Here is a 20,855-nt window from a genome sequence, read left to right as displayed (position 1 = left end):
TAAAGTTAGCATGCTACCTAAGATTTATCCAAGCTGATTTTTCATTAATGGCAAAAGAGTGATTTTGTATCAATAATTTATCGAAAGCCTAAAAAACTAAGGCTCAAAAATTTTGAGCCTTAGGGGACAGCATTAGATTAAGCCAATCAAACATTGTTTAGCCATATCGTACGCCTGGCAGCCAAAGCACTAAATCTTTCCAATAGAAAACCAAAGCAACGGCTAGCAACTGAATCATGATAAAAGGAATAACACCTTTATAGATATCGGTTGTTTTGATACTTGGTGGTACAACACCTTTTAAGTAAAAGAGTGAGAACCCCACAGGTGGAGTCAAGAAGGACGTTTGCAACGCCAACGCAAACAACACTACGAACCAAGTAAGATCAAAACCTAATGCAGCTACAACGGGACCGACCAAAGGCAATAAGATTAAACTAATTTCTAACCAGTCTAAGAAGAAACCAGCAATGAAGGTAATCAAAAGAATGACGATCACGATACCTTCAGGTGAAAGCGGAATTGACTTTAACAACCCACCGATAAACTCATCACCTCCTAAAGAGCGCATCACGACAGCAAAGGCAGTGGCACCTAAAAAAATTCCAAATACAAAAGCGGTTGTGATACTGGTTTTGATACTCACATCTTTCAAAACAGCCATGTTTAAGCGACCATTCATTGCAGCTAAAATAGTTGCACCTAGAGCCCCAACACCAGCGGCCTCGGTCGGAGTCGCAATTCCCAAAAAAATAGATCCCAATACTGCCAAGATCAGTCCCAGTGAAGGTATAACCGCAGCAAGCGTCTTCAAAATCATTTTAAGGGTAATAGGTGGTAAGTCTGTTCGAGGTTGAGACAAGGACGGGAACATAATTGATGCGATTATCACATACGCAATATACATCAACCCTAACATAACGCCGGGGATAAGAGCCCCCATAAATAAATCACCCACGGCTAAGGAAAGCTGATCTGCCATGATGATAAGCATTATGCTAGGTGGAATAATGATACCTAAAGTACCCGATGAGGCCACAATACCACTGGCAAAAGCAGGTGAGTATTTTTGCTCCAACATAGTTGGGATCGAGAGCATAGCTAGGAGCACAACTGACGCACCCACTATACCAGTAGAGGCCGCCAATAGAATACCGATAGTAATAACAGCAACACCTAGGCCACCCCTAAAGCGACCAAAGAGGTCAACGAAGTTTTGCATTAGCTTTTCAGCAACACCAGATCGCTCAAGCATCAATCCCATGAATATAAACATGGGCAAGGCCACCAGCACCCAGTTAGTCATCTGAGCATAGACACGTTGCACCATTACGCCAAAAATACGCCAATCTGTTAAGAAATAGGTATCGACATCAAATAATTGGTAAGCAAGAATTGAACCCACACTAAAGAGCACAGATATACCGGCTAAAATCCAAGCAACCGGATAACCGGAAAAGATCAGCAATATAAAACTGCTAAGCATTGCTATAACGATTAATTCATTGGTTTCGAACACAGAGCTACCCTCTTGCGCAACCTAAATGATCAGAAAAGATCGATTAAGTAGAAGTATTATTGTTATGAGTTGAATCTATTTTTCTCGGTGCCGGAAATCCGGTTAAAAAAGCGAAAGCTCTAATCATTCGTGACAACCCAGCCATAAATAGCAGTCCAAATGCCAACAAAATAACGGATTTGATAATCCATCTCATTGGCAGTCCGCCAGGGGCTGCAGAGATTTCACTGATTCGATAGGACCTCTCCACAAACGGGTAGGCGTACGACAAGATCAGGTAACAAAATGGCAGGAAGAATACCAATATACCAATAATCTCAATTATTGCTCTAGTTTTCGGTTGAAAATGCTCCGCTAGTACATCTACGCGGACATGTCCGTCATGCAGAAAACAATACGAAAGCGCCAACATAAAACCTACAGCGAATAGATGCCATTGCAATTCTTCTAATGCTATAAAATTCGTACCGAGGATATAACGCATTAAAACGTTACCTACGATTAATAACATCAACACTATCCAGACCAATGAAGAATAACGTCCGAAAAACTCAACGATATTTTCCATAAAATCTGTGATTAAGGTACGAGGATAAACGACGGTCGCTTTGTGAGCGACCGCCTCCTCGACTTTTTCAAGATCTATTTTATATTCAGCCATTGTGAATATCGCCTTTTAAGTCAGAGGATCTTGTTTATCAGTCTTCAACGCCCCAGTTACGTGGTAAGTAACCTAGGTGTTTCCATTCACGATGCTCATCTTGGAAAGCTTTCATAGACTCATATACTTTTGCAAACATTGGATCACTGCTAGAACGCCGCTCCATCACGCGATCAGTTGCTTCCTCAAAAGCCTTCAGGACCTCTTCTGGATACTGGTGCATCTGTACACCTTTCTCTTGGAAACGCTTCAGGACTGCACCTTGCAGCGCCTCGGCCTTCGCTAATGCCATGGCATTACCTGCCATACATGCATTTTCAATCAATGCTTTCGTTTGGTCGTTTAACTTAGCCCACTCATCCATGTTAACGTAAAGAAATTGGTTCGTTGATGGCTGATGCCAGCCTGGTAAATAATAGTGTTTAGCCACCTGGAAGAAGCCTAGTTGCTCATCAACGGTTGGTAAAGAAAACTCAGTTCCATCCAGAACACCAGTTTCTAGTGCTTGATAGAGCTCTCCACCGGGTAGCAAAGTGACTGACATACCAAATTCAGCCATGATTTCACCACCGACACCAGCTGCACGGAATTTCAGACCTTTGAATTGATCAAGGGATGTCATTTCTTCCCGGAACCAGCCTGCCGCTTCAGGGCTTATCGTACCGCAAAGGATAGGATAGACATTATGAGGAGCAAACGCCTCTTTCAGAAGCTCATCACCACCGTGATGATACATCCAAGCTAAAAATTCCTGAGACTCAAGACCAAATGGAGTGGCACCAAACAATGCCGATACTGGCAACTGTCCCCATTCGTAGCCCATCCAAGAATAGGCTGCAGGTACGTTACCATTACTCACATTCTCAAATGCACCGAGTGCAGGAATGAGTGCACCTGGCTCAAAGGTTTGCAATGTGACACGACCACCGCTCATGTCGGAGATCATTTTAGAAACAGCGGGCATTGTATCTCCAAGCGCTGTCAGCGTAGAAGCAAACCCCATTGGAACCTGCCAACGAACACGATCAAAATCAGCAAAGGTTACAGTAGAGGTCAGTAACGTCGTTGCGACAGCAACCGCCATAAGAGACTTTTTCATAGTGCAAATACCTGTTTTTTAATTTTATTAAATAGGTTTATTAGATTTGAAATATTTCAAATCTCGTTAAAGCATCGATACTATTATATATCTAGCTTTTATTTTCAAAACTGCAAGTTTTTAATGTGCTGTCCAACCTCCATCAATGGGTAAAGATGTACCGGTTATTGCTTTTGCTGCATCTGAACATAAAAAAACCACTAAACGCCCAATATCATCGGGCGCTACAAAATCAGGATAAGGTGCCTTTTCTTTAATTAACCCTTGCTTAGCCTCTTCATAACTGGTGTTATTTTTTTGACTAAACGCATTAAGCTGTTCAACCAATAAAGGAGTATCTGTCCAACCAGGGCAAATAGTATTTACAGTTACCTTCTTTGCCGCCAATTCCAAAGCCGACACTTTGGTAAGACCAATTAATCCATGTTTTGCCGCACAGTATGCCGCTTTATTTACTGAGGCTACCAAGCCATGAACCGAAGCAATATTAATAATACGTCCCCAACCCTGCTCAACCATAAAAGGGATCACCTGCTGAGTCGTATGAAAAGCACTGGATAAGTTCACAGCAATGATTTTATCCCACTGCTCGATGGGGAAGGTTTCAATGGGCGAGGTGTATTGAATACCTGCGTTGTTAACCAAAATGGAAATGGGTCCCACTTCCTCATGAACACGATGAAATAAGTCGGCTATTTGACTTGGATCACTAATATCCGCTTTGAAGTAACTTACGCTGACTGGATATTGATCTAAAAACGCTTTCACAAGTGCTTGCCCTTCATCTTCGGAAGAAAGGCCGTGAAGTACAATATCAACCCCTTCAACTGCCAATTGATGAGCAATCGCGAGGCCAATACCGCTGGTAGATCCAGTGATGAGTGCACGTTTGATATGTGACATGTGTAACCTTTTTTATTTTTATATGTATAAATTGGTATTACCAATTTACACATATATGTTACTGGGTTTTCTTAAATACTGTCAAGAATTAAATCAGCAAAAAACTGACTAAAAGTACTTAGTTTTTCAACTCATCTAAATCTTTAAATAGATCTAATGCTTGAGGGTTTGCTAAGGCATCTTTATTTTTAACCTCTTCACCCATTACCACTTTTCTGACAGCGAGCTCGACTATTTTTCCACTAATCGTTCTAGGTATATCATGAACTTGGAGTATTTTTTCCGGTACATGCCTTGGAGTTGTATTTAAACGAATCACATTTTTTATTTGCTTAATTAAACTGTCATCAAGCTCGACACCATCCTTTAGTCGTACAAACAACACCACTCGCACATCATCTTTCCAAGGCTGACCGATACAGAGGCTTTCAAGAACCTCATCCACTTTTTCAACTTGCCGATAAATTTCAGCGGTACCGATACGCACCCCCCCTGGATTCAATACAGCATCTGAACGACCATGAATAATTACGCCGCCACGCTCCGTGACTTCGCCATAGTCTCCATGCGCCCATATGTTTGGAAATTGAGCAAAATAGGCATCATGAAAACGACGCTGCTCTGGATCTTGCCAAAAACCGATTGGCATACTCGGAAATGGTTTAGTGCAGACTAACTCACCCTTCTGACCGCGCACAGGCTGTGCATCGTCATCGTACATATCAACCGCCATGCCTAACCCGCGACACTGCAACTCACCTGCATAGACTGGCAAAATCGGAGAACCTAATGCAAAGCAAGACACAATGTCTGTGCCCCCAGAAATGGAAGATAACTGCAGATCTTGCTTAATATCGCGGTACACATACTCAAAGCTTTCATGCGAAAGAGGTGAACCAGTTGAGAGGAGCGCTTTTAGCGCTGACAAATCAAAATCATGACCAGGCTTCACTCCCGCTTTTTCCAGTGCTGCTAAATACTTAGCACTCGTTCCAAAGACACTTATTTTTTCCTGTTCTGCTATCTGCCAAAGAATGGAGGGAGTCGGTGCAAAGGGAGAACCATCAAATAGCACTAACGTGCAACCTGTCGCCAGACCACTCACCATCCAATTCCACATCATCCATCCACAGGTCGTGTAATAGAAAAAGTGGTCATCTCTACGAAGATCAGTATGTAACATCAACTCTTTAAGATGTTGAATCAAAGTGCCACCGACACTATGTACAATACATTTGGGAACACCCGTTGTACCGGATGAGTACATAACGTATAGAGGATGATTAAAGGCCACTTGCTCAAACTCAATTGTTTTTACATCATCATGAACAAAGTCATTGAGTTGGATTGCTTTAGGCACCTCAGACACATCAGGATTGGCATTCAGGAAAGGTACAACCACAACAGCTTCGATTGAGGAAATACTTGACAGTATACCTTGGATTTTTCCAAGACTGTCGATCGCCTTTCCGTTGTACAAATAGCCATCGGTTGTAAACAATACCTTAGGTTTAACCTGTCCAAATCGATCAATCACGCCATTAATACCGAAGTCTGGAGAACAGGATGTCCAAACAGCCCCTATTGAGGTGGTCGCCAGCATAGCGATTAGAGTTTCAGTGATATTAGGCATGAAGCCAGCCACTATGTCGTTTTTGACGACACCCTGAGCTTTCAAGCCTGCCGCAAGTGCTGCCACCCTTGAATAAAGGTCACGATAAGAGATTTCGTTGCGTCGACCATCCTCACCACAAAAAACGATGGCTGCTCCATCGTCACGGTAGCGTAGAAGATTCTCAGCAAAATTTAAGCGAGCCTCAGAAAACCAAGTCGCTCCCGGCATGAGGTGCCCATTATCAAGGATACGTGACCCCTTATGACTGGATAGAATTCCAGCGTAATCCCAGAAAAAATTCCAAAAATCTTCAGAAGAGTTTGTACTCCATTGCCAAAGAGAATCATAACTGTCCAGGTCTAGACCAAAAGTTTGATTAACTTTAACAATAAAATCAGACATTTGAGTCGAAGCGACTCGTTCAGACGTCGGTGTCCAGAGAGGTTCTTGCATGGTTAACCCTTATTATTATTTTAACCGAATATTTTGAATAAGTTGATTTACATAAAGCACACAACGTGCCAACCAACTAACCAATTGATTTAAATAAAATATATATATAACAGCCACATTTACCGTCTTAAAAAATAGACACAACGTCTCATTTCTGATACATAAAACGTCTAATAATTAAGACAAAGATGCCCAATATGCAAAATATTCGCTTTGACACTCACGCCATGCGTGCAAAGGTTTTATCCTTTTTACAAACATCTTTTGATACTTTTTATGAGCACACGATTGCCGTCGATCAAAAAGGAATCCTTACTTGGATTAGCCAAAGCTATTGCGATTTTTTACATCTGGAAACATCACCTATCGGCCAGCACATTACAGATGTCATTCCAAATAGCTACTTGCCTCAAGTCATCGCCACGGGTAAACCTGTTTTCCTGGACTTACTCTATGTTCGACACCAATGGGTACTGGTGAGCGTTATTCCTCTTCATAACGACTTAGGCCAAGTCGAAGGTGCTTTTGGTTTTGTCGCCACTGACCGCCCCTCTAGCATGAAACCCCTATTGGCTAAGTATAACCGCTTACAAAGCGAGGTCAGGAATGCGAACCACTATCAGAAAGAGCGTACATCGCGTTACCAACTTTCACAAATTGCAGGCCAAAGCGAAGCTTTAAAACAAGTCAAACACCAAGTTCGGCAAGCTGCACGCTTTGATATCTCCGTACTATTAACAGGAGAAACAGGGACAGGTAAAGAGCTCTTTGCCCATGCCTTACACAACTTATCCGATCGTTCTGAAAGTCCATTTGTATCCATTAATGTCGCGGCCATTCCCGACACTTTAATTGAAGCCGAATTTTTTGGTGTCGCCCCAGGCGCGTTTACAGGAGCCAAAAAAGAAGGCAGAGCCGGAAAACTTGAACTTGCCCAAGATGGAACATTGTTTTTAGATGAAATTGGCGACATGCCCTTAGTACTTCAATCAAAACTCTTGCGGGTGTTACAAGAAAAAGAATTTGAAAAAATAGGCTCCAACACTATCCAAAAAACCAATGTCAGAATTGTAGCCGCAACAAGCCGAAACTTACTGAAAATGGTCGAAGATGGCGAATTCAGAGCCGACCTCTATTACCGACTTAGCGGAATGCCGATTCATTTGCCAGCACTACGGGAACGCCCTGAAGACATTGAGTTTATTGCTGAACGTATTTTAGATGAATGCTGTATACGCCTAAATTTATCCACCAAAGAGCTCGCCACCGACGCTTTAGAGAGATTGAAACTACATCATTGGCCTGGCAATGTCAGAGAGCTATACAATCTATTGGAGCGCGCCTGTATTTTAAATGAGTCACAAACCTTAATTTGCGCTGAGCATATTGAAGCCTTAATGGAGTTTCGCCTAACGCCGGTGAGCAGCTCGGTTAGTTTTTGTACACAATCTGAGACGACAGAGATACACCCGCCACTGAGCCTAAAAGAACAGGTCAAAACAGCCGAAATCCAAGCCATACGTAAAGCACTTAGCCGAAATAGAGGTAAGCGAGTTCTAGCAGCAAAACAGCTCGGCATTTCACGAGCGGCTTTGTATAACAAAATAGCGCAGTTTAACATTCAAGATTCTTAGACTTTGCTCAAATCACGGGAAATAGACGTGACAATAAAACAGGTACAGCCGTTTCAACTTTAAGGATACGCTGGCCTAAGCTTAAGCTACTCAAACCTGCAGCATTTAACTTTTCGACTTCATAAGGGATAAAGCCCCCCTCTGGCCCAACGGCCAACACTGTTGGCAGCAATTCAGAAGGTGGGCAGGGCAAGGCTTGATACGGATGTGCAACGTAGGCCCTTTTGCCCTCTACCAATGCAGGCAACTCATCCTCAACGAAGGGCTTAAAACGTTTGCGAATATGGATTGTCGGTAAATTTGTATCCCCAGACTGCTCTAAACCAAGCAACATCTGCTCATACAAGGAGTTCTCATTCAAAATGGGTGTGGACCAGTAGCTCTTATCCACCCGATATGAGTGAATCAACCATATGTCCTTCACCCCCATACTCGCTAGCGTTTGCAAAACTCTCTTTAACATTTTTGGTCGAGGGAGCGCCAAGATCACCGTAACAGGCAAGGGCTGAGGTGAACACTGAGACAGCTCAGCCCAAGTAAGAGATACAGACTCCTCATCGATATGTTCGACACTCGCCAAACCTAACAATCCATTCAACAGCCCTACCTTAAGAACATCTCCCTGTACTACCTGATGAACATCGCGAATATGAATAAAGCGTCGATCGCTTAGTGTCACGCCTCTGGATGTAACGGCGTCTTTTGATGGATCAATGATAACCAAATTCATAACAACTTAAATGCTCTATGCTACCGCAGGCCAGCCTGCATCAGAACGCACAGTGCCCCATTCCCCGCTTGATTAAATACTGTTGATGATACTCTTCTGCTTTCCAAAAATTGGATGCTGGAGAAATTTCTGTCACGATAGGTTGAGGATACGCAGCGCTGTTGTTCAACTCAAACCTACTTTGCTCTGCTAAGACTTTTTGCTGCTCATCATGATAAAAAATGGCTGAACGATATTGAGTTCCGACATCAGGACCCTGTCGATTTTTCGTCGTGGGATTATGACACTGCCAAAATGTTGTAAGCAATGCCTCATAGGTAACCAACTCTGGGTCGAACTCAACTTGAACCACCTCTGCATGGTCCGTCCCACCTGTGCAGACCTGTTCATATGAGGGTGAATCGATACGTCCTCCCATGTAACCAACGCTTGTTGACAGCACACCAGGCACCTTCGAAAAGGTCAGTTCAACACCCCAAAAACACCCAGCTGCAAAGGTTGCAATTGCCATAATCAACACTCCATTTACTCATGATTAGAAAAACTTACTTGAGTTTACGCAAAAACCGACGACTTTGATTAGAATTTTACGCCATAACTGCGTTATGATTCAGGTATTAAGAGTAGGAAGACTATGGCAACGTATGCAATTGGCGATGTTCAGGGTTGTTATGATGAACTTCGACAGCTTCTGGATTTACTTAACTTCAATGAGCAAGATCACTTGTGGTTTGCAGGTGATCTAGTTAACCGTGGGCGCCAATCACTCGACGTTTTGCGTTTTATTAAGGGGCTTGGTTCTCAAGCCAAGTGCGTTTTAGGGAACCATGACCTCCATTTACTCGCTCTTCATTTCGGCGCAACGCGTGATAAGCGTAACCAAACACTACAACCCATCTTAAATGCACCTGATCGTGTTGAACTGATGGAGTGGTTACGTCAACAACCTATGCTAGTCTCCGATACGAGCCTGGGTTATGTCATGACCCACGCTGGCATCCCTCATATTTGGTCTCTAGAAAAAGCCAAGAAGTATGCCCAAGAGGTTGAGCAGGTTTTAAGAGGTAAAGAGGCCACTGAGTTTTTTCGTCATATGTACGGCAACAAACCCGATATATGGAGTAAAAACATTGATGGTTGGGCTCGCCTGCGACTCATCACAAATTATTTTACTCGCATGCGCTTTATTTCTACGAGCGGACGTCTTGAATTTAGTGGAAACGGCACGCCTGAATCCGCTCCGCCTGGATTTTACCCTTGGTATCAAGTTTCTAGAGATCAGCCTCTTGAAAAGCGTCAACTCTTTGGACACTGGGCAGCACTCATGGGCAATGTCAATAACTCTGCCGTGATTGCACTTGATACCGGATGCGTCTGGGGAAACAAGTTAACAGCCATGCGTCTAGACGATCATGTCTTCTTTCAACAAGACTGCTCAGCCTATCAAATACACCAAGCTTAGGAACCTTATGAGCTCATTTAAACACCTATCGCCTCAAACTGCTGTTGAACTCCTTGAACAAGGGGCCACCCTTGTCGATATTCGTGACTTCCAAAGTTACTCCAATGCTCATATCCCAGCATCGGTGCATCTCAACAATGATAATTTGCCACAGTTTTTAGAACAGGCGAATCGAAACCAACCCTTGATCGTCTGCTGCTATCATGGCATTAGCAGCCAATCGGCTGCCGACTACCTAGTCGGGCAAGGCTTTTCAGACGTTTATAGTTTAGACGGTGGCTTTGAGGGCTGGAAACAGTTATTCCCAGATGCTTGCGAATCCTAATGCAAATTTGCCTTGTTGGTGGTGCCGTCCGTGATCAACTGTTAGGCATCCAAAGTCAAGACCGTGACTGGGTTGTCGTTGGTGCCACAGAGAAAGAAATGATCGTCCAAGGTTTTCGTCCTGTAGGACGCGACTTTCCTGTGTTTATTCATCCAAACACAGGTGAAGAATATGCCTTGGCCAGAACCGAGCGTAAGTCAGGGCATGGTTATGCCGGGTTCACCTTCTTTGCTTCACCAGACGTAAGCCTAGAAGAAGATCTTGCCCGTCGAGATCTAACCATTAATGCCATGGCTCAACTGCCCTCTGGAGAAATTATCGACCCTTTTTCGGGTCAAAAAGACCTACAGGATAAAGTGCTTCGCCATGTGTCCTCAGCATTTTCCGAAGACCCCTTACGTGTACTAAGAGTGGCGCGCTTTGCCGCGCAGTTTCATCATTTGGGCTTTCAAGTCGCCACCGACACGATGTCACTCATGCGCGAGATCAGTGCCAGTGGTGAGCTCGGTTTTTTAAGCGCTGAACGTGTTGCACAAGAGTTTGAAAAAGCACTTTGCAGTCAGCACCCTCTGGTCTTCTTAGATATACTCAAACAATGCAATGCGCTGGATTGTCTTTTTTCTGAGTTTTCGCGATTGGACTTAGAACCGCTCTCACCCTCCATGCTCCGCCTCAAAATACTTAACCCTGCACCAGAGCTCAGCTTTGCTCTGCTATGCCAGGCAATTAGCGAGCTGCAGGAGGTAAATACAGCTTCACTTATTCAAGATCTCTGTCTACGCATCAAAATGCCCAATCGCTACCGCGACCTTGCACGGCAATTTGTAAGGTTTTACTCTTTTATGAGTGATTTTGCTCAGCTCAGCCCACAACAAAAACTGACCATCATCAAAGAATTAAGACTGCTTAAAGAACCCAACACCCTACCTGAACTCATCAGTCTTTACCTTAGTCGAGACCCTCAGATGACGCATGAGGACTTTGAATCACTGCAGCGTTTGCTTCAACGAATTCGAGCACTTTCACCGCAAAGCTTCATGACTAAAGGACTAACGGGCGCCGAACTTGGCAAAGCCATTGAGGCAGCTCAACTCGACATTTGCGCGCTTGACACAAAATACACCTAGCGCGTTATGCTTTAAAATTTATGCTAGACTATCAATACTTTACTTCAGCCAAAGGCCTTAGGTATGAAGCCAGCATTGATCTTATCAGGGGGCGGCGCTAGGGCGGCATATCAAGTTGGTGTATTAAAAGCACTGGCGGAAATGCTGCCACCTAACACAAGCAACCCCTTTCCAATTATATGTGGAACATCAGCCGGTGCGATTAATGCACTTTGGCTTGCGTCGCATCCTGAAAACTTTGCAGAAGCCGTTCGTGAACTTGAACAGATATGGTCACAATTAACCCCAAAGGATGTTTTTAAAGCCGATGGTTTTTCCATTTTCAAAGGCCTAATGCACCTAGGCTGTTCTTTATTTAATGGAGGCATCAGCGACACCACCCCCTTATCCTTATTTGATAACACACCACTCAAAACCTTATTAAAAAAGAACATTCGCTTTGAGCGCTTAAACGACGCGATTCAATCAGGAAAATTAGACGCCATCAGCATAACAGCCATGGGATATCATTCAGGCGAATCGGTTAGCTTTTTCCAAGGGCATTCAGGTCTTCAAAACTGGAAACGCAGCCGTCGCAGCGGTGTTGCTTGTCAGCTGAACCTCGATCACTTAATGGCCTCAACCGCGCTACCGACGATTTTCCCAGCTGTGCATATTAATCGCGAATACTTTGGTGATGGCGCGATTCGGCAAGGCTCGCCGATTAGTGCCGCTTTGCATCTTGGCGCTAGTAAAATTCTGGTGATTGGTGTCAGTGGCAACAGAAGCCCCAAACATTGGGCAAAGCGCGAAACGCTCAATCACTCCCCCTCTATGGCACAAATTATGGGGCACTTGTTTAATAGCGCTTTTATTGACGCACTTGAAAATGACATTGAACATATGGAGCGCGTCAATCACTTACTTAAGCAGATTCCAGATGAACAACGCCAGTTAACCAAACTGGACTTAAAAGTAATCGAAAGCTTAATTATTTCGCCCTCTCAGGCATTAGACGCGATTGCTGCCAACAAGTTACAGGCTTTACCTAAGGGGCTAAAGTTTGCACTGAAAGCGGTAGGGGCCTCTCGCAAAGGAGGAGGCGCAGGGATCGCCAGCTACTTACTCTTCACACCTAGGTTTACAGAGGCACTGATCACACTGGGTTACCGTGATACCCTATGGGATAAGGATAAGGTACTGCGCTTCTTTAAATAACCAGCAGCGCAATTGACTCGCCCATTTACGATTTAAACAGCCAAGGAAACAGCCGTTTTCTCTGCTCAAGAGGCATGGATCTCATACGAAGGATATTTGTAAACGGAATCGCATCTGGATTGGGGTGCTTTTCAAGTGCAATCTCAACCGACTCTTCTCTGATCAAATGCAAAATTGGATAGGGAGAACGATTCGTCAAGTTACTCACATCCTCAACTTCCGTCCCAGAAAACTGATATCCAGGATGAAAACTGGCGATTTGGTAGACACCGTCTCGATCACACTCTGTTAACAAACGCTCGGTTTGCCACAGAAAATCATTATAATCCAAAAAATCGGGCCACATATTTGGAAACGCCAGTACAGTGGTCTCAAGCAACTCAACAGACGTTTCATCTAAACGAATCAACTCATCCACTAGCAAGGCCAGGACATCCGACTCTTCGGTCACTTCACTGATATGGACACGAATCTGATTTTTACGTCTAGGGTAGGCCGCAAAAGGGCATAGATTCAAGCCGATGACAACCTCATCTATCCATTGCCAAACAAGTACTTCTTGTCTTTCAGATTGCCTTAACATGGGCTAACTCACTGTCACCTTGGTATCGAATGTCGTATCGACTGACATGGATGAGCGTGAAATTTGCTGACCTCTCCAAAAAAAATCGACACGCCAAAGGGGCTGGTTCGCTGTGTAATTTTGCCACAAAACAGCATAGGGCAATTGACGGAGTGGATGTAGCTCATCTGGCGCCAACTCTGCCAATGGCCAGAGTACAAAGGCATTTTTATCTACTTCATCTCTCGGCAGCTGTATTCCGTCAACGTCACCTACGCAATCATCATAGGTCAGGATATCAATATCCAATGTACGAGAACAAAAACGGGGACCTCCCCTCTTGCGGCCGTTTTGGTCTTCAATCTGCTTTAATGAACGAGACAAATCCCCGACACTCATTGAGGTTTCAATTTTAACAACGAGATTAAAAAACGGACTGCCTTGAAAGCCTACCGACTCACTTTCATACACAGAGGACACATTCAGCTCACCAAATTGATCCGCTAATGCATCAAGCGCTGCAAGGATGTAACGCTCACGGTCAACATTGCTTCCCAAGCTCAGATAAACCAAGGCCATCAGCTTTTAACCCCTCTCTCGATGATGACCCCAACATCACTCGCTTGGGGCACGGCTCCGGGTTTCCCCACACGCAATCTTAACCACGGAACATGGAACTCTTGCAAAATCAAAGCCGCAATTTCTTCCGCCATCGTTTCAACCAGTAAGAATTCGCTCTCAGCCACAAACGCAATGAGCCGGTCCGAAACACTTTTATAGTTGAGTGTGTTTTCAATATCTTCTGTATTGGCTGCCGCTCGGATATCAGTCCCCATTTCAAGATCTAGAGAAACGATTTGGCGCACCTCCCTTTCCCAATCGTAGATACCAATAATCGTTTCAACCTGTAACTCACGAATGTACACTATATCCACTTACTCACTCCTGAACATTGGCGAGCCACCATGTTAACCACTAGTTTACTGGAACCTGCGCTCATTAGCTTTGCCTACTTATTGGGGTCTATCCCAACCGCCTTGCTCGTTTGCAACTCTATGGGGATACCTGATCCTCGTCAACAAGGCTCGGGCAATCCTGGTGCAAGCAATGTACTAAGAATTGGTAACCGCGTTGCAGCCACCCTCACCTTATTAGGAGACATCAGCAAAGGCGTTCTAGCTGTCTATTTAGCGTTACTCTTTGACCTAACAACCAGTGTCGCAGGCCTGTGTGGACTCGCGGCGATCTTAGGACACGTGTTCCCTCTTCTTGGCGCTTACCGTGGAGGGAAAGGAATCGCAACCTTCATCGGTTGCACGTTAGTCCTAAGCTGGCCCATTGCCCTTGTGCAAATATTTGTTTGGTTAATTATGGCCAGCCTCTTTAGAATCGCATCTCTGGCCTCTATTACCATGACACTTACCACACCTATCGCCGCTTACTTTCTCTACCCCGACTCCCTCAGCGCGCTTTTGCTCATCAGCCTGTTACTCATTGCTCGTCACCAAAGCAATATTAGGAGCCTTTTAAAAGGCACAGAGCGACGATTTTAGTGCACCTATGAAATAGGCTCTAGCGTTTCCATGGGCCAACGGGGCTTCGCCAAAATGGTCAAATCACTCGCCTGCCCTGCCAGTAAGCGCTGACAACCGGCATACGCAATCATTGCACCATTATCGGTGCAAAACTTAGCACGAGCATAATACAATTCCGCCCCCTCTTTTTTTACAGCCGCTTCTAATTTTAAGCGTAAGTGACGATTAGCACTCACACCTCCTGCGATAATGAGCTGCTTTAGGCCTGTTTGCTGGAGTGCACGACGGCATTTTATTGAAAGCGTATCAACCACTGCATCTTCAAAGGCAGCCGCTATATCAGCCATTGTTTGATCGTCAATTTGACCTTGCTCATCGCGATGTGCGTTGGCTGTATTCAGCGTAAAGGTCTTCAAGCCCGAGAAACTAAACTCTAACCCCGGACGATCCGTCATTGGGCGAGGAAAGCGAAAGCGTGAACGATCACCTTTTTCAGCCAAGCGAGCGATCAACGGTCCACCTGGATAATCAAGCCCGAGCATTTTTGCGGCTTTATCAAATGCCTCTCCGGCGGCATCGTCCAAGGACTCACCCAGTAACTCATACTCGCCAATGCCTTCAACCTTAACGAGTTGGGTATGCCCCCCTGACACCAGTAAAGCAACAAATGGAAAAGACGGCGGATTCTCCTCTAGCATTGGCGCTAAAAGATGTCCTTCCATGTGGTGCACAGCAATAGCAGGAATTCCAAGCCCCATCGCTAATGCTCGCCCTGTCGAGGCTCCAACCATTAAGGCCCCAATTAAACCCGGCCCTGCCGTAAAAGCAACACCATCCAAGTCATGCAAGCTTAGCTGTGCTTCAGCAAGCACCTCTCGAATCAACGGCAACAACTTTCGAACATGGTCGCGAGAGGCCAATTCTGGCACAACACCACCATACTCAGAATGCATAGCAACTTGACTGTATAGTGCATCGGCAAGTAGACCTTTTTCACTGTCAAAAATCGCGACACCCGTTTCATCACAAGAGGTTTCAATACCTAAAACTCGCATGGAATAACTCACCCTCTACCCACTGATACAGACTGCAACGATTAAGCTGCCTAAAAACACTATTATGACGGAGTTAAGTCTGCATTTCATCACACATGAATAGTGAGTTTTCACTTTACTTAACCTTCCGCTCCCAGTAAAATTTTGCACCTTGATGTCTTTCGCCTTGCAAAAGGCATAGAAATCGAGGTTGCAGGGGTACTCAAGCCCTTATTTTATTAAACGAGTTAGGATAATTTCATGCCAGCTGTAAAAGTTAAAGATAACGAGCCATTTGATGTTGCTTTACGCCGTTTCAAGCGTTCTTGCGAAAAAGCCGGTGTTTTGGCTGAAGTTCGTCGTCGTGAACATTATGAAAAACCAACGACTGTTCGTAAGCGTAAAGCTGCAGCTGCCGTTAAGCGCCACGCTAAAAAAGTATCTCGCGACACGTCACGCCGCGTACGCATGTACTAAGCTCTTCATTGAAGCTAGCACATAGATAACCAATATTGATTTACAACACGCGTTAGAACCAAGACTTGTAATCGTTAACGCAAGCCATTAAGTCAACTTAACCAGCAGGTAATCAGATGTCTGATCTGAAAAAACAGATAACAGAACAGATGAAAGTCGCCATGCGAGCGAAAGATAAAGTTCGCTTGAATGCCATACGCCTGATGCTAGCCGACATCAACCGAATAGAAATTGATGAACGCACTGAACTTGATGATGCCCGCGTCCTCGCCACTCTCGATAAGATGATGAAACAGCGTAAGGATTCGATTGCCCAGTATCAGGCGGCTGAGCGCCCTGAACTGGCGGACAAGGAGCAGCAGGAGCTGGAGGTGATTAAAACTTTCCTGCCGCAGCCTCTCAGTGATGTGGAAATAGAAGATATTATTAACAATGCGATGCTGACAAGCGGTGCAAGCTCGATGCAAGACATGGGCAAGGTGATGAGCATCATCAAGCCACTTGTTCAAGGGCGAGCGGATATAAGTGCAGTTTCAGCCAAGGTAAAAGCAAGACTCTAACCAGCATTTTTCGCTGGATATCTCAGCGGAGAAAACATGGCAGGCAAAATACCGCAATACTTTATTGACGACCTGCTGGCTCGTGTAAACATTGTTGATGTGATTGAAAGTCGCGTCAAGCTTAAGCGTAGCGGCAAAAATTTTTCTGGTCTTTGCCCTTTTCACAAAGAAAACTCTCCATCCTTTACAGTCAGCCCTGATAAACAATTTTACTATTGTTTTGGCTGCGGAGCTGGCGGCAACGCGCTAGGCTTCCTGATGGAATACGAGAACTTGCCCTTTCCCGATGCTGTGGCAGAGCTTGCCAAGATGGCTGGCTTAGATGTACCTAGAGATGAGAACCCTACACACAACAGCGCCAAAAAGCACAAAGTAAAAGAACAACTAAACTTACTCGATCAAGCGACTGCTTTTTATCAGCAACAACTCGCTTCATCATCCGAGCGCCAAAAAGCCATTGATTATCTTCAAAAACGCGGCTTATCGGACAAAACTATCCAGCACTTCCAAATTGGCTTTTCTCCCTCTGGGTGGGACAACTTACTCAAACACTTTAAAAACCTTCCCAACCCTCAACTCCAACTGCAAAGTGCTGGACTCGTTGTCCATAACGAAGAAAAAAATCGCTTTTATGACCGCTTTCGTGACCGCATCATGTTTCCAATTCGCGATGTCAGAGGTCGAGTCATTGCATTTGGCGGACGTGTTTTAGGGGATGAAAAACCCAAGTACCTTAATTCATCCGAAACAGACACCTTCCACAAAAGCCGAGAACTCTACGGCCTATATGAAGCAAGACAAGCCACACGCAACCTTTCAAAAATCATGATTGTTGAAGGCTATATGGATGTCGTTGGACTTGCACAACACGGCATCACTTGGGCTGTCGCAACACTAGGAACGGCAACAACAGAACAACATTTAAACCGACTCTTCAAGGTCGTTTCTGAACTCATTTTCTGTTTTGATGGTGACAAGGCAGGCAGAACTGCAGCACAAAGAGCGCTCGACATCAGTTTACCCACAATACAAGATGGCCAGACCGTTAAGTTTTTATTTCTGCCAGAAGGCGAAGACCCAGACAGTTTAATTCGAAAAGAAGGACAAGAAGCCTTCGAGCAGCGTATCAGCCAATCCCTGACACTGTCTGAATTTTTTTTCAAAAGCCAAACGGAAAACACACACCTAGAGAGCCTTGACGAACGGGCAAAATTTGCAAACTCCGCCTTACCCAAAATACAAAGCATGAAAGCAGGCCTATTAAAACAAATGATGCTTGAGCGCATCACTGAACTGACAGGTCTCTCTCAAGCGCAATTAAGCAGCGTAGTTAATTTACATCAAGCCTCACACTCAACGCATGAGAAGCAAGACACTACTCCTGCCTCTAAATTTGACCCCTATGGCTCACAAGAAGCCTATGCAAATTATCCAGACTACCCGGACTACTCTGATGCTCACGAGCCAAGAGAAACCTTTTATCCAAAACGCACAACACAAGCGCCACGCTTACGTCTGAATTTGATCAACAAAGTTATTTCAATTCTACTGCATCGCCCTGATTTAGCCCAATCGATCCGCCATCCTGATGACCTAGGCAACATTCAAGACAACAATATAGATCTACTGATCGAGCTCATCAACTATCTCAAAAAAGACGAGAATAACTCGCTAGGAACACTGCTGGTTGACTGGCAACATTCAGCCCAACACAGCCCTTATTTGATGCTGTTGAATGAAATTGCCAACATAGACCCTATACCTGCTGAAGCCAACGCCCTTATGGAGTTGCAAGGCGCATTTCAGCAACTAATGAAGCGCAGCCAAGAAAGAAGACTCGATCAACTCTTGAAAAAATCGAAACAGACACCATTAACACAAGAAGAGAAAGCGAGACTTCAAGAACTGCTATTAGACGGTCACAAAAAAGTCTAGCTCTGCATTTGCATTTTTAGATTTATCGACTATTTTTTAACTGGTATTTATAGGTTAAAAAATGTGAATCTCTATTCAGCAAGGCTTAATTCCGCTATAATGTCGCGCTTCGTTTTCTACACTTTACTCACATCAGTATTCATCGCAGGGGCTCTATGTCAGACACTTCCCAACAGCAGTCTCGACTGAAGGAACTTATTGCCAGAGGCAAAGAGCAGGGTTACCTGACTTACGCCGAAGTCAACGATCATCTTCCGGAAGATATCGCAGATCCGGATCAGGTTGAAGATATCATTCGCATGATCAATGACATGGGTATTTCCGTGTCTGAAGAAGCGCCTGATGCTGAAACATTACTTATGACGGAAGGTGACTCCGCAGAAGAGGCCGATGAAGAGGCAGTTGCCGCATTGGCGGCGGTAGAATCAGACGCAGGTAGAACCACTGACCCCGTGCGCATGTATATGCGTGAAATGGGCACAGTTGAACTTCTCACCCGTGAAGGCGAAATTGAAATTGCCAAGCGTATTGAAGAAGGCATCCGTGAAGTCATGACCGCCTTCGCGCACTTCCCTGGCAGTGTCGACGAGATTTTGGAAGCCTATAACGGCACCTTAAGAGAAGAAGGTCGACTCAGCGATATTTTCAGCGGCTACATCGATCCAGACTCCTTTGTTCCAGAAACGGAAGTTGAGCTAGACGAAATTGAAGTCGATGATGATGACGTCGCAACCGATGATGACGATGATGAAGATGGCGATGGTGCTGACACCAGCGATGACGAAAAAGATCGCGGTCCAGACCCAGAAGAAGCCAAACAACGTTTTGGGTTAATTCAAGAAACACTTGAAAATTATCGCACTGCCTTTAATAGTTTTGGCAAAAATGACCCTCGCACACTACAAGCGATGGATGATCTGTGCACAGCCTTTTCGCCACTTAAGCTGTCACCTAGATTCTACGAACTACTGGCCGATCGCGTTAGAAACACCATTGAGAAAATTCGTACACAAGAACGCACTATCATGCGTATTTGTACTCAACGTTGCGGCATGCCACGCAAAGACTTTATTCAAGGCTTCCCTGGTAAAGAAACTGACCCTGACTGGCTGGATCAGGTTGCATCAGGCAACACAAGCTTTGCTAAGAATATCAATGCCAACTTAGCCGATCTGAAGCGAGCCCAACGCAAGCTGATTCAAATAGAGACAGACACTGGCATATCTCTTGCGGAAATCAAGGAAGTGAACCGCAGTCTATCTATCGGTGAAGCACGCGCTCGTCGCGCCAAAAAAGAAATGGTTGAAGCCAACCTACGTCTAGTTATTTCTATTGCTAAGAAATACACCAACCGTGGCTTACAATTTCTAGACCTTATTCAGGAAGGCAACATCGGCCTGATGAAAGCTGTCGACAAGTTTGAATACCGTCGTGGTTACAAGTTCTCAACCTATGCAACCTGGTGGATACGCCAAGCCATCACGCGATCGATTGCGGATCAGGCTCGCACCATCCGTATACCTGTTCATATGATTGAAACGATCAACAAACTCAATCGTATTTCTCGCCAAATGCTTCAGGAAATGGGACGCGAACCTACTCCAGAAGAACTGGCAGAGAAAATGGAAATGCCTGAAGACAAGGTTCGTAAGGTACTGAAAATAGCCAAAGAGCCGATTTCAATGGAAACCCCGATTGGTGATGATGAAGATTCAAGCCTCGGTGATTTTATTGAAGATGTGACCATGTCATCACCCGTCGACACCGCTACTGGGGAAGGGTTACGCGAAGCAACACGCAGCGTTCTTTCTGGACTAACGGCACGCGAAGCCAAAGTACTTAGAATGCGCTTTGGTATCGATATGAACACGGACCACACATTAGAAGAAGTAGGCAAGCAGTTTGATGTCACGCGTGAGCGTATTCGCCAAATTGAGGCCAAAGCACTGCGCAAACTTCGGCACCCAAGCCGCTCTGATCACCTGCGTAGCTTCTTAGACGATTAAAACTTTTACAATCATAACCTT

General features: G+C 44.8%; 21 protein-coding genes. 10 read left to right on the top strand and 11 right to left on the bottom strand.

Annotated features, from left to right (window positions below; all coding sequences use genetic code 11):
* Nucleotides 1-157: 157 nt before the first annotated feature.
* The 5 genes from DN062_RS11280 to DN062_RS11260 form a co-directional block, all read right to left on the bottom strand.
* Nucleotides 158-1,519: a TRAP transporter large permease gene (locus tag DN062_RS11280; RefSeq protein WP_239995775.1), complete on the bottom strand. Its 1,362-nt coding sequence runs from the start codon at nt 1,517-1,519 to the stop codon at nt 158-160.
* A gap of 43 nt (nt 1,520-1,562) precedes the next feature.
* Complete coding sequence (locus tag DN062_RS11275) at nt 1,563-2,180, bottom strand: TRAP transporter small permease subunit (protein ID WP_112159424.1); 618 nt, start codon at nt 2,178-2,180, stop codon at nt 1,563-1,565.
* A gap of 37 nt (nt 2,181-2,217) precedes the next feature.
* Nucleotides 2,218-3,279: a TRAP transporter substrate-binding protein gene (locus DN062_RS11270; RefSeq protein ID WP_112159423.1), complete on the bottom strand. Its 1,062-nt coding sequence runs from the start codon at nt 3,277-3,279 to the stop codon at nt 2,218-2,220.
* 120 nt (nt 3,280-3,399) lie between these two features.
* The gene (locus DN062_RS11265; protein WP_112159422.1) at nt 3,400-4,182 is read right to left on the bottom strand and encodes a 3-hydroxybutyrate dehydrogenase; all 783 of its coding nucleotides are present in this window, start codon (nt 4,180-4,182) and stop codon (nt 3,400-3,402) included.
* A gap of 118 nt (nt 4,183-4,300) precedes the next feature.
* A complete protein-coding gene (locus tag DN062_RS11260; protein WP_112159421.1) occupies nt 4,301-6,250 on the bottom strand; it encodes an acetoacetate--CoA ligase in 1,950 nt (649 codons plus the stop codon).
* A gap of 197 nt (nt 6,251-6,447) precedes the next feature.
* Between DN062_RS11260 and DN062_RS11255 the strand changes: the two genes are divergently transcribed.
* Entirely contained in the window at nt 6,448-7,884 is a 1,437-nt protein-coding gene (locus tag DN062_RS11255) for a sigma-54 interaction domain-containing protein (RefSeq protein ID WP_112159420.1), read from the top strand.
* A 7-nt stretch (nt 7,885-7,891) separates the two neighbouring features.
* Here DN062_RS11255 and DN062_RS11250 read toward each other — a convergent pair whose 3' ends face one another.
* Nucleotides 7,892-8,614 carry a 16S rRNA (uracil(1498)-N(3))-methyltransferase gene (locus DN062_RS11250; RefSeq protein WP_112159419.1) on the bottom strand — a complete coding sequence of 241 codons (723 nt, stop codon included), beginning with the start codon at nt 8,612-8,614 and terminating at the stop codon, nt 7,892-7,894.
* Between the two features lie 40 nt (nt 8,615-8,654).
* Nucleotides 8,655-9,125, bottom strand: coding sequence for a peptide-methionine (S)-S-oxide reductase MsrA (msrA, locus tag DN062_RS11245; RefSeq protein ID WP_112159418.1), 471 nt, complete (start codon nt 9,123-9,125; stop codon nt 8,655-8,657).
* 123 nt (nt 9,126-9,248) lie between these two features.
* Here msrA and DN062_RS11240 point away from each other — a divergent pair, with 123 nt between their 5' ends.
* From DN062_RS11240 to DN062_RS11225, 4 genes are all read left to right on the top strand, one after another.
* A complete protein-coding gene (locus DN062_RS11240; protein ID WP_112159417.1) occupies nt 9,249-10,076 on the top strand; it encodes a symmetrical bis(5'-nucleosyl)-tetraphosphatase in 828 nt (275 codons plus the stop codon).
* 7 nt (nt 10,077-10,083) lie between these two features.
* Nucleotides 10,084-10,401, top strand: a complete 318-nt coding sequence (gene glpE, locus DN062_RS11235) for a thiosulfate sulfurtransferase GlpE (protein WP_112159416.1) — start codon at nt 10,084-10,086, stop codon at nt 10,399-10,401.
* Nucleotides 10,401-11,528 (top strand): tRNA nucleotidyltransferase/poly(A) polymerase-related protein, encoded by a 1,128-nt coding sequence (locus DN062_RS11230; protein ID WP_112159415.1) that lies wholly within the window; start codon nt 10,401-10,403, stop codon nt 11,526-11,528. The genes glpE and DN062_RS11230 overlap by 1 nt, the downstream gene beginning before the upstream one ends.
* A gap of 63 nt (nt 11,529-11,591) precedes the next feature.
* Nucleotides 11,592-12,725, top strand: coding sequence for a patatin-like phospholipase family protein (locus tag DN062_RS11225; protein WP_112159414.1), 1,134 nt, complete (start codon nt 11,592-11,594; stop codon nt 12,723-12,725).
* A gap of 25 nt (nt 12,726-12,750) precedes the next feature.
* On the opposite strand, the gene DN062_RS11220 is transcribed toward DN062_RS11225, so the two are convergent.
* Genes DN062_RS11220 through folB form a run of 3 tightly spaced genes read right to left on the bottom strand, consistent with a single transcriptional unit; the run spans nt 12,751 to nt 14,222 of the window.
* A complete protein-coding gene (locus tag DN062_RS11220; RefSeq protein ID WP_112159413.1) occupies nt 12,751-13,308 on the bottom strand; it encodes a DUF1415 domain-containing protein in 558 nt (185 codons plus the stop codon).
* A 3-nt stretch (nt 13,309-13,311) separates the two neighbouring features.
* The gene (gene folK, locus DN062_RS11215) at nt 13,312-13,866 is read right to left on the bottom strand and encodes a 2-amino-4-hydroxy-6-hydroxymethyldihydropteridine diphosphokinase (protein WP_112159412.1); all 555 of its coding nucleotides are present in this window, start codon (nt 13,864-13,866) and stop codon (nt 13,312-13,314) included.
* Entirely contained in the window at nt 13,866-14,222 is a 357-nt protein-coding gene (folB, locus tag DN062_RS11210) for a dihydroneopterin aldolase (protein ID WP_112159411.1), read from the bottom strand. Before folB ends, folK begins: the two co-directional genes overlap by 1 nt.
* Nucleotides 14,223-14,252: 30 nt before the next feature.
* On the opposite strand from folB, the gene plsY reads away from it, so the two are divergent.
* A complete protein-coding gene (gene plsY / locus DN062_RS11205) occupies nt 14,253-14,840 on the top strand; it encodes a glycerol-3-phosphate 1-O-acyltransferase PlsY (protein ID WP_112159410.1) in 588 nt (195 codons plus the stop codon).
* Nucleotides 14,841-14,845: 5 nt separating this feature from the next.
* Here the strand turns inward: plsY and tsaD are convergent, their stop codons facing one another.
* Nucleotides 14,846-15,877, bottom strand: coding sequence for a tRNA (adenosine(37)-N6)-threonylcarbamoyltransferase complex transferase subunit TsaD (gene tsaD, locus DN062_RS11200; protein WP_112159409.1), 1,032 nt, complete (start codon nt 15,875-15,877; stop codon nt 14,846-14,848).
* Between the two features lie 240 nt (nt 15,878-16,117).
* Between tsaD and rpsU the strand changes: the two genes are divergently transcribed.
* From rpsU to rpoD, 4 genes are all read left to right on the top strand, one after another.
* On the top strand, nt 16,118-16,333 hold the full coding sequence (gene rpsU / locus DN062_RS11195) for a 30S ribosomal protein S21 (RefSeq protein ID WP_036509600.1): 216 nt from the start codon (nt 16,118-16,120) through the stop codon (nt 16,331-16,333).
* 116 nt (nt 16,334-16,449) lie between these two features.
* The gene (locus DN062_RS11190) at nt 16,450-16,893 is read left to right on the top strand and encodes a GatB/YqeY domain-containing protein (RefSeq protein ID WP_112159408.1); all 444 of its coding nucleotides are present in this window, start codon (nt 16,450-16,452) and stop codon (nt 16,891-16,893) included.
* A gap of 36 nt (nt 16,894-16,929) precedes the next feature.
* Complete coding sequence (dnaG, locus tag DN062_RS11185) at nt 16,930-18,828, top strand: DNA primase (RefSeq protein ID WP_112159407.1); 1,899 nt, start codon at nt 16,930-16,932, stop codon at nt 18,826-18,828.
* Between the two features lie 155 nt (nt 18,829-18,983).
* Nucleotides 18,984-20,834 carry an RNA polymerase sigma factor RpoD gene (gene rpoD / locus DN062_RS11180; RefSeq protein ID WP_112159406.1) on the top strand — a complete coding sequence of 617 codons (1,851 nt, stop codon included), beginning with the start codon at nt 18,984-18,986 and terminating at the stop codon, nt 20,832-20,834.
* Nucleotides 20,835-20,855 lie beyond the last annotated feature (21 nt).

Origin of the sequence: Nitrincola tibetensis, from assembly GCF_003284585.1 — a bacterium.
Taxonomy (GTDB): domain Bacteria; phylum Pseudomonadota; class Gammaproteobacteria; order Pseudomonadales; family Balneatricaceae; genus Nitrincola; species Nitrincola tibetensis.
Note: the sequence above shows the minus strand (reverse complement) of the source record. Positions and strands in the feature narration are given on the sequence as shown.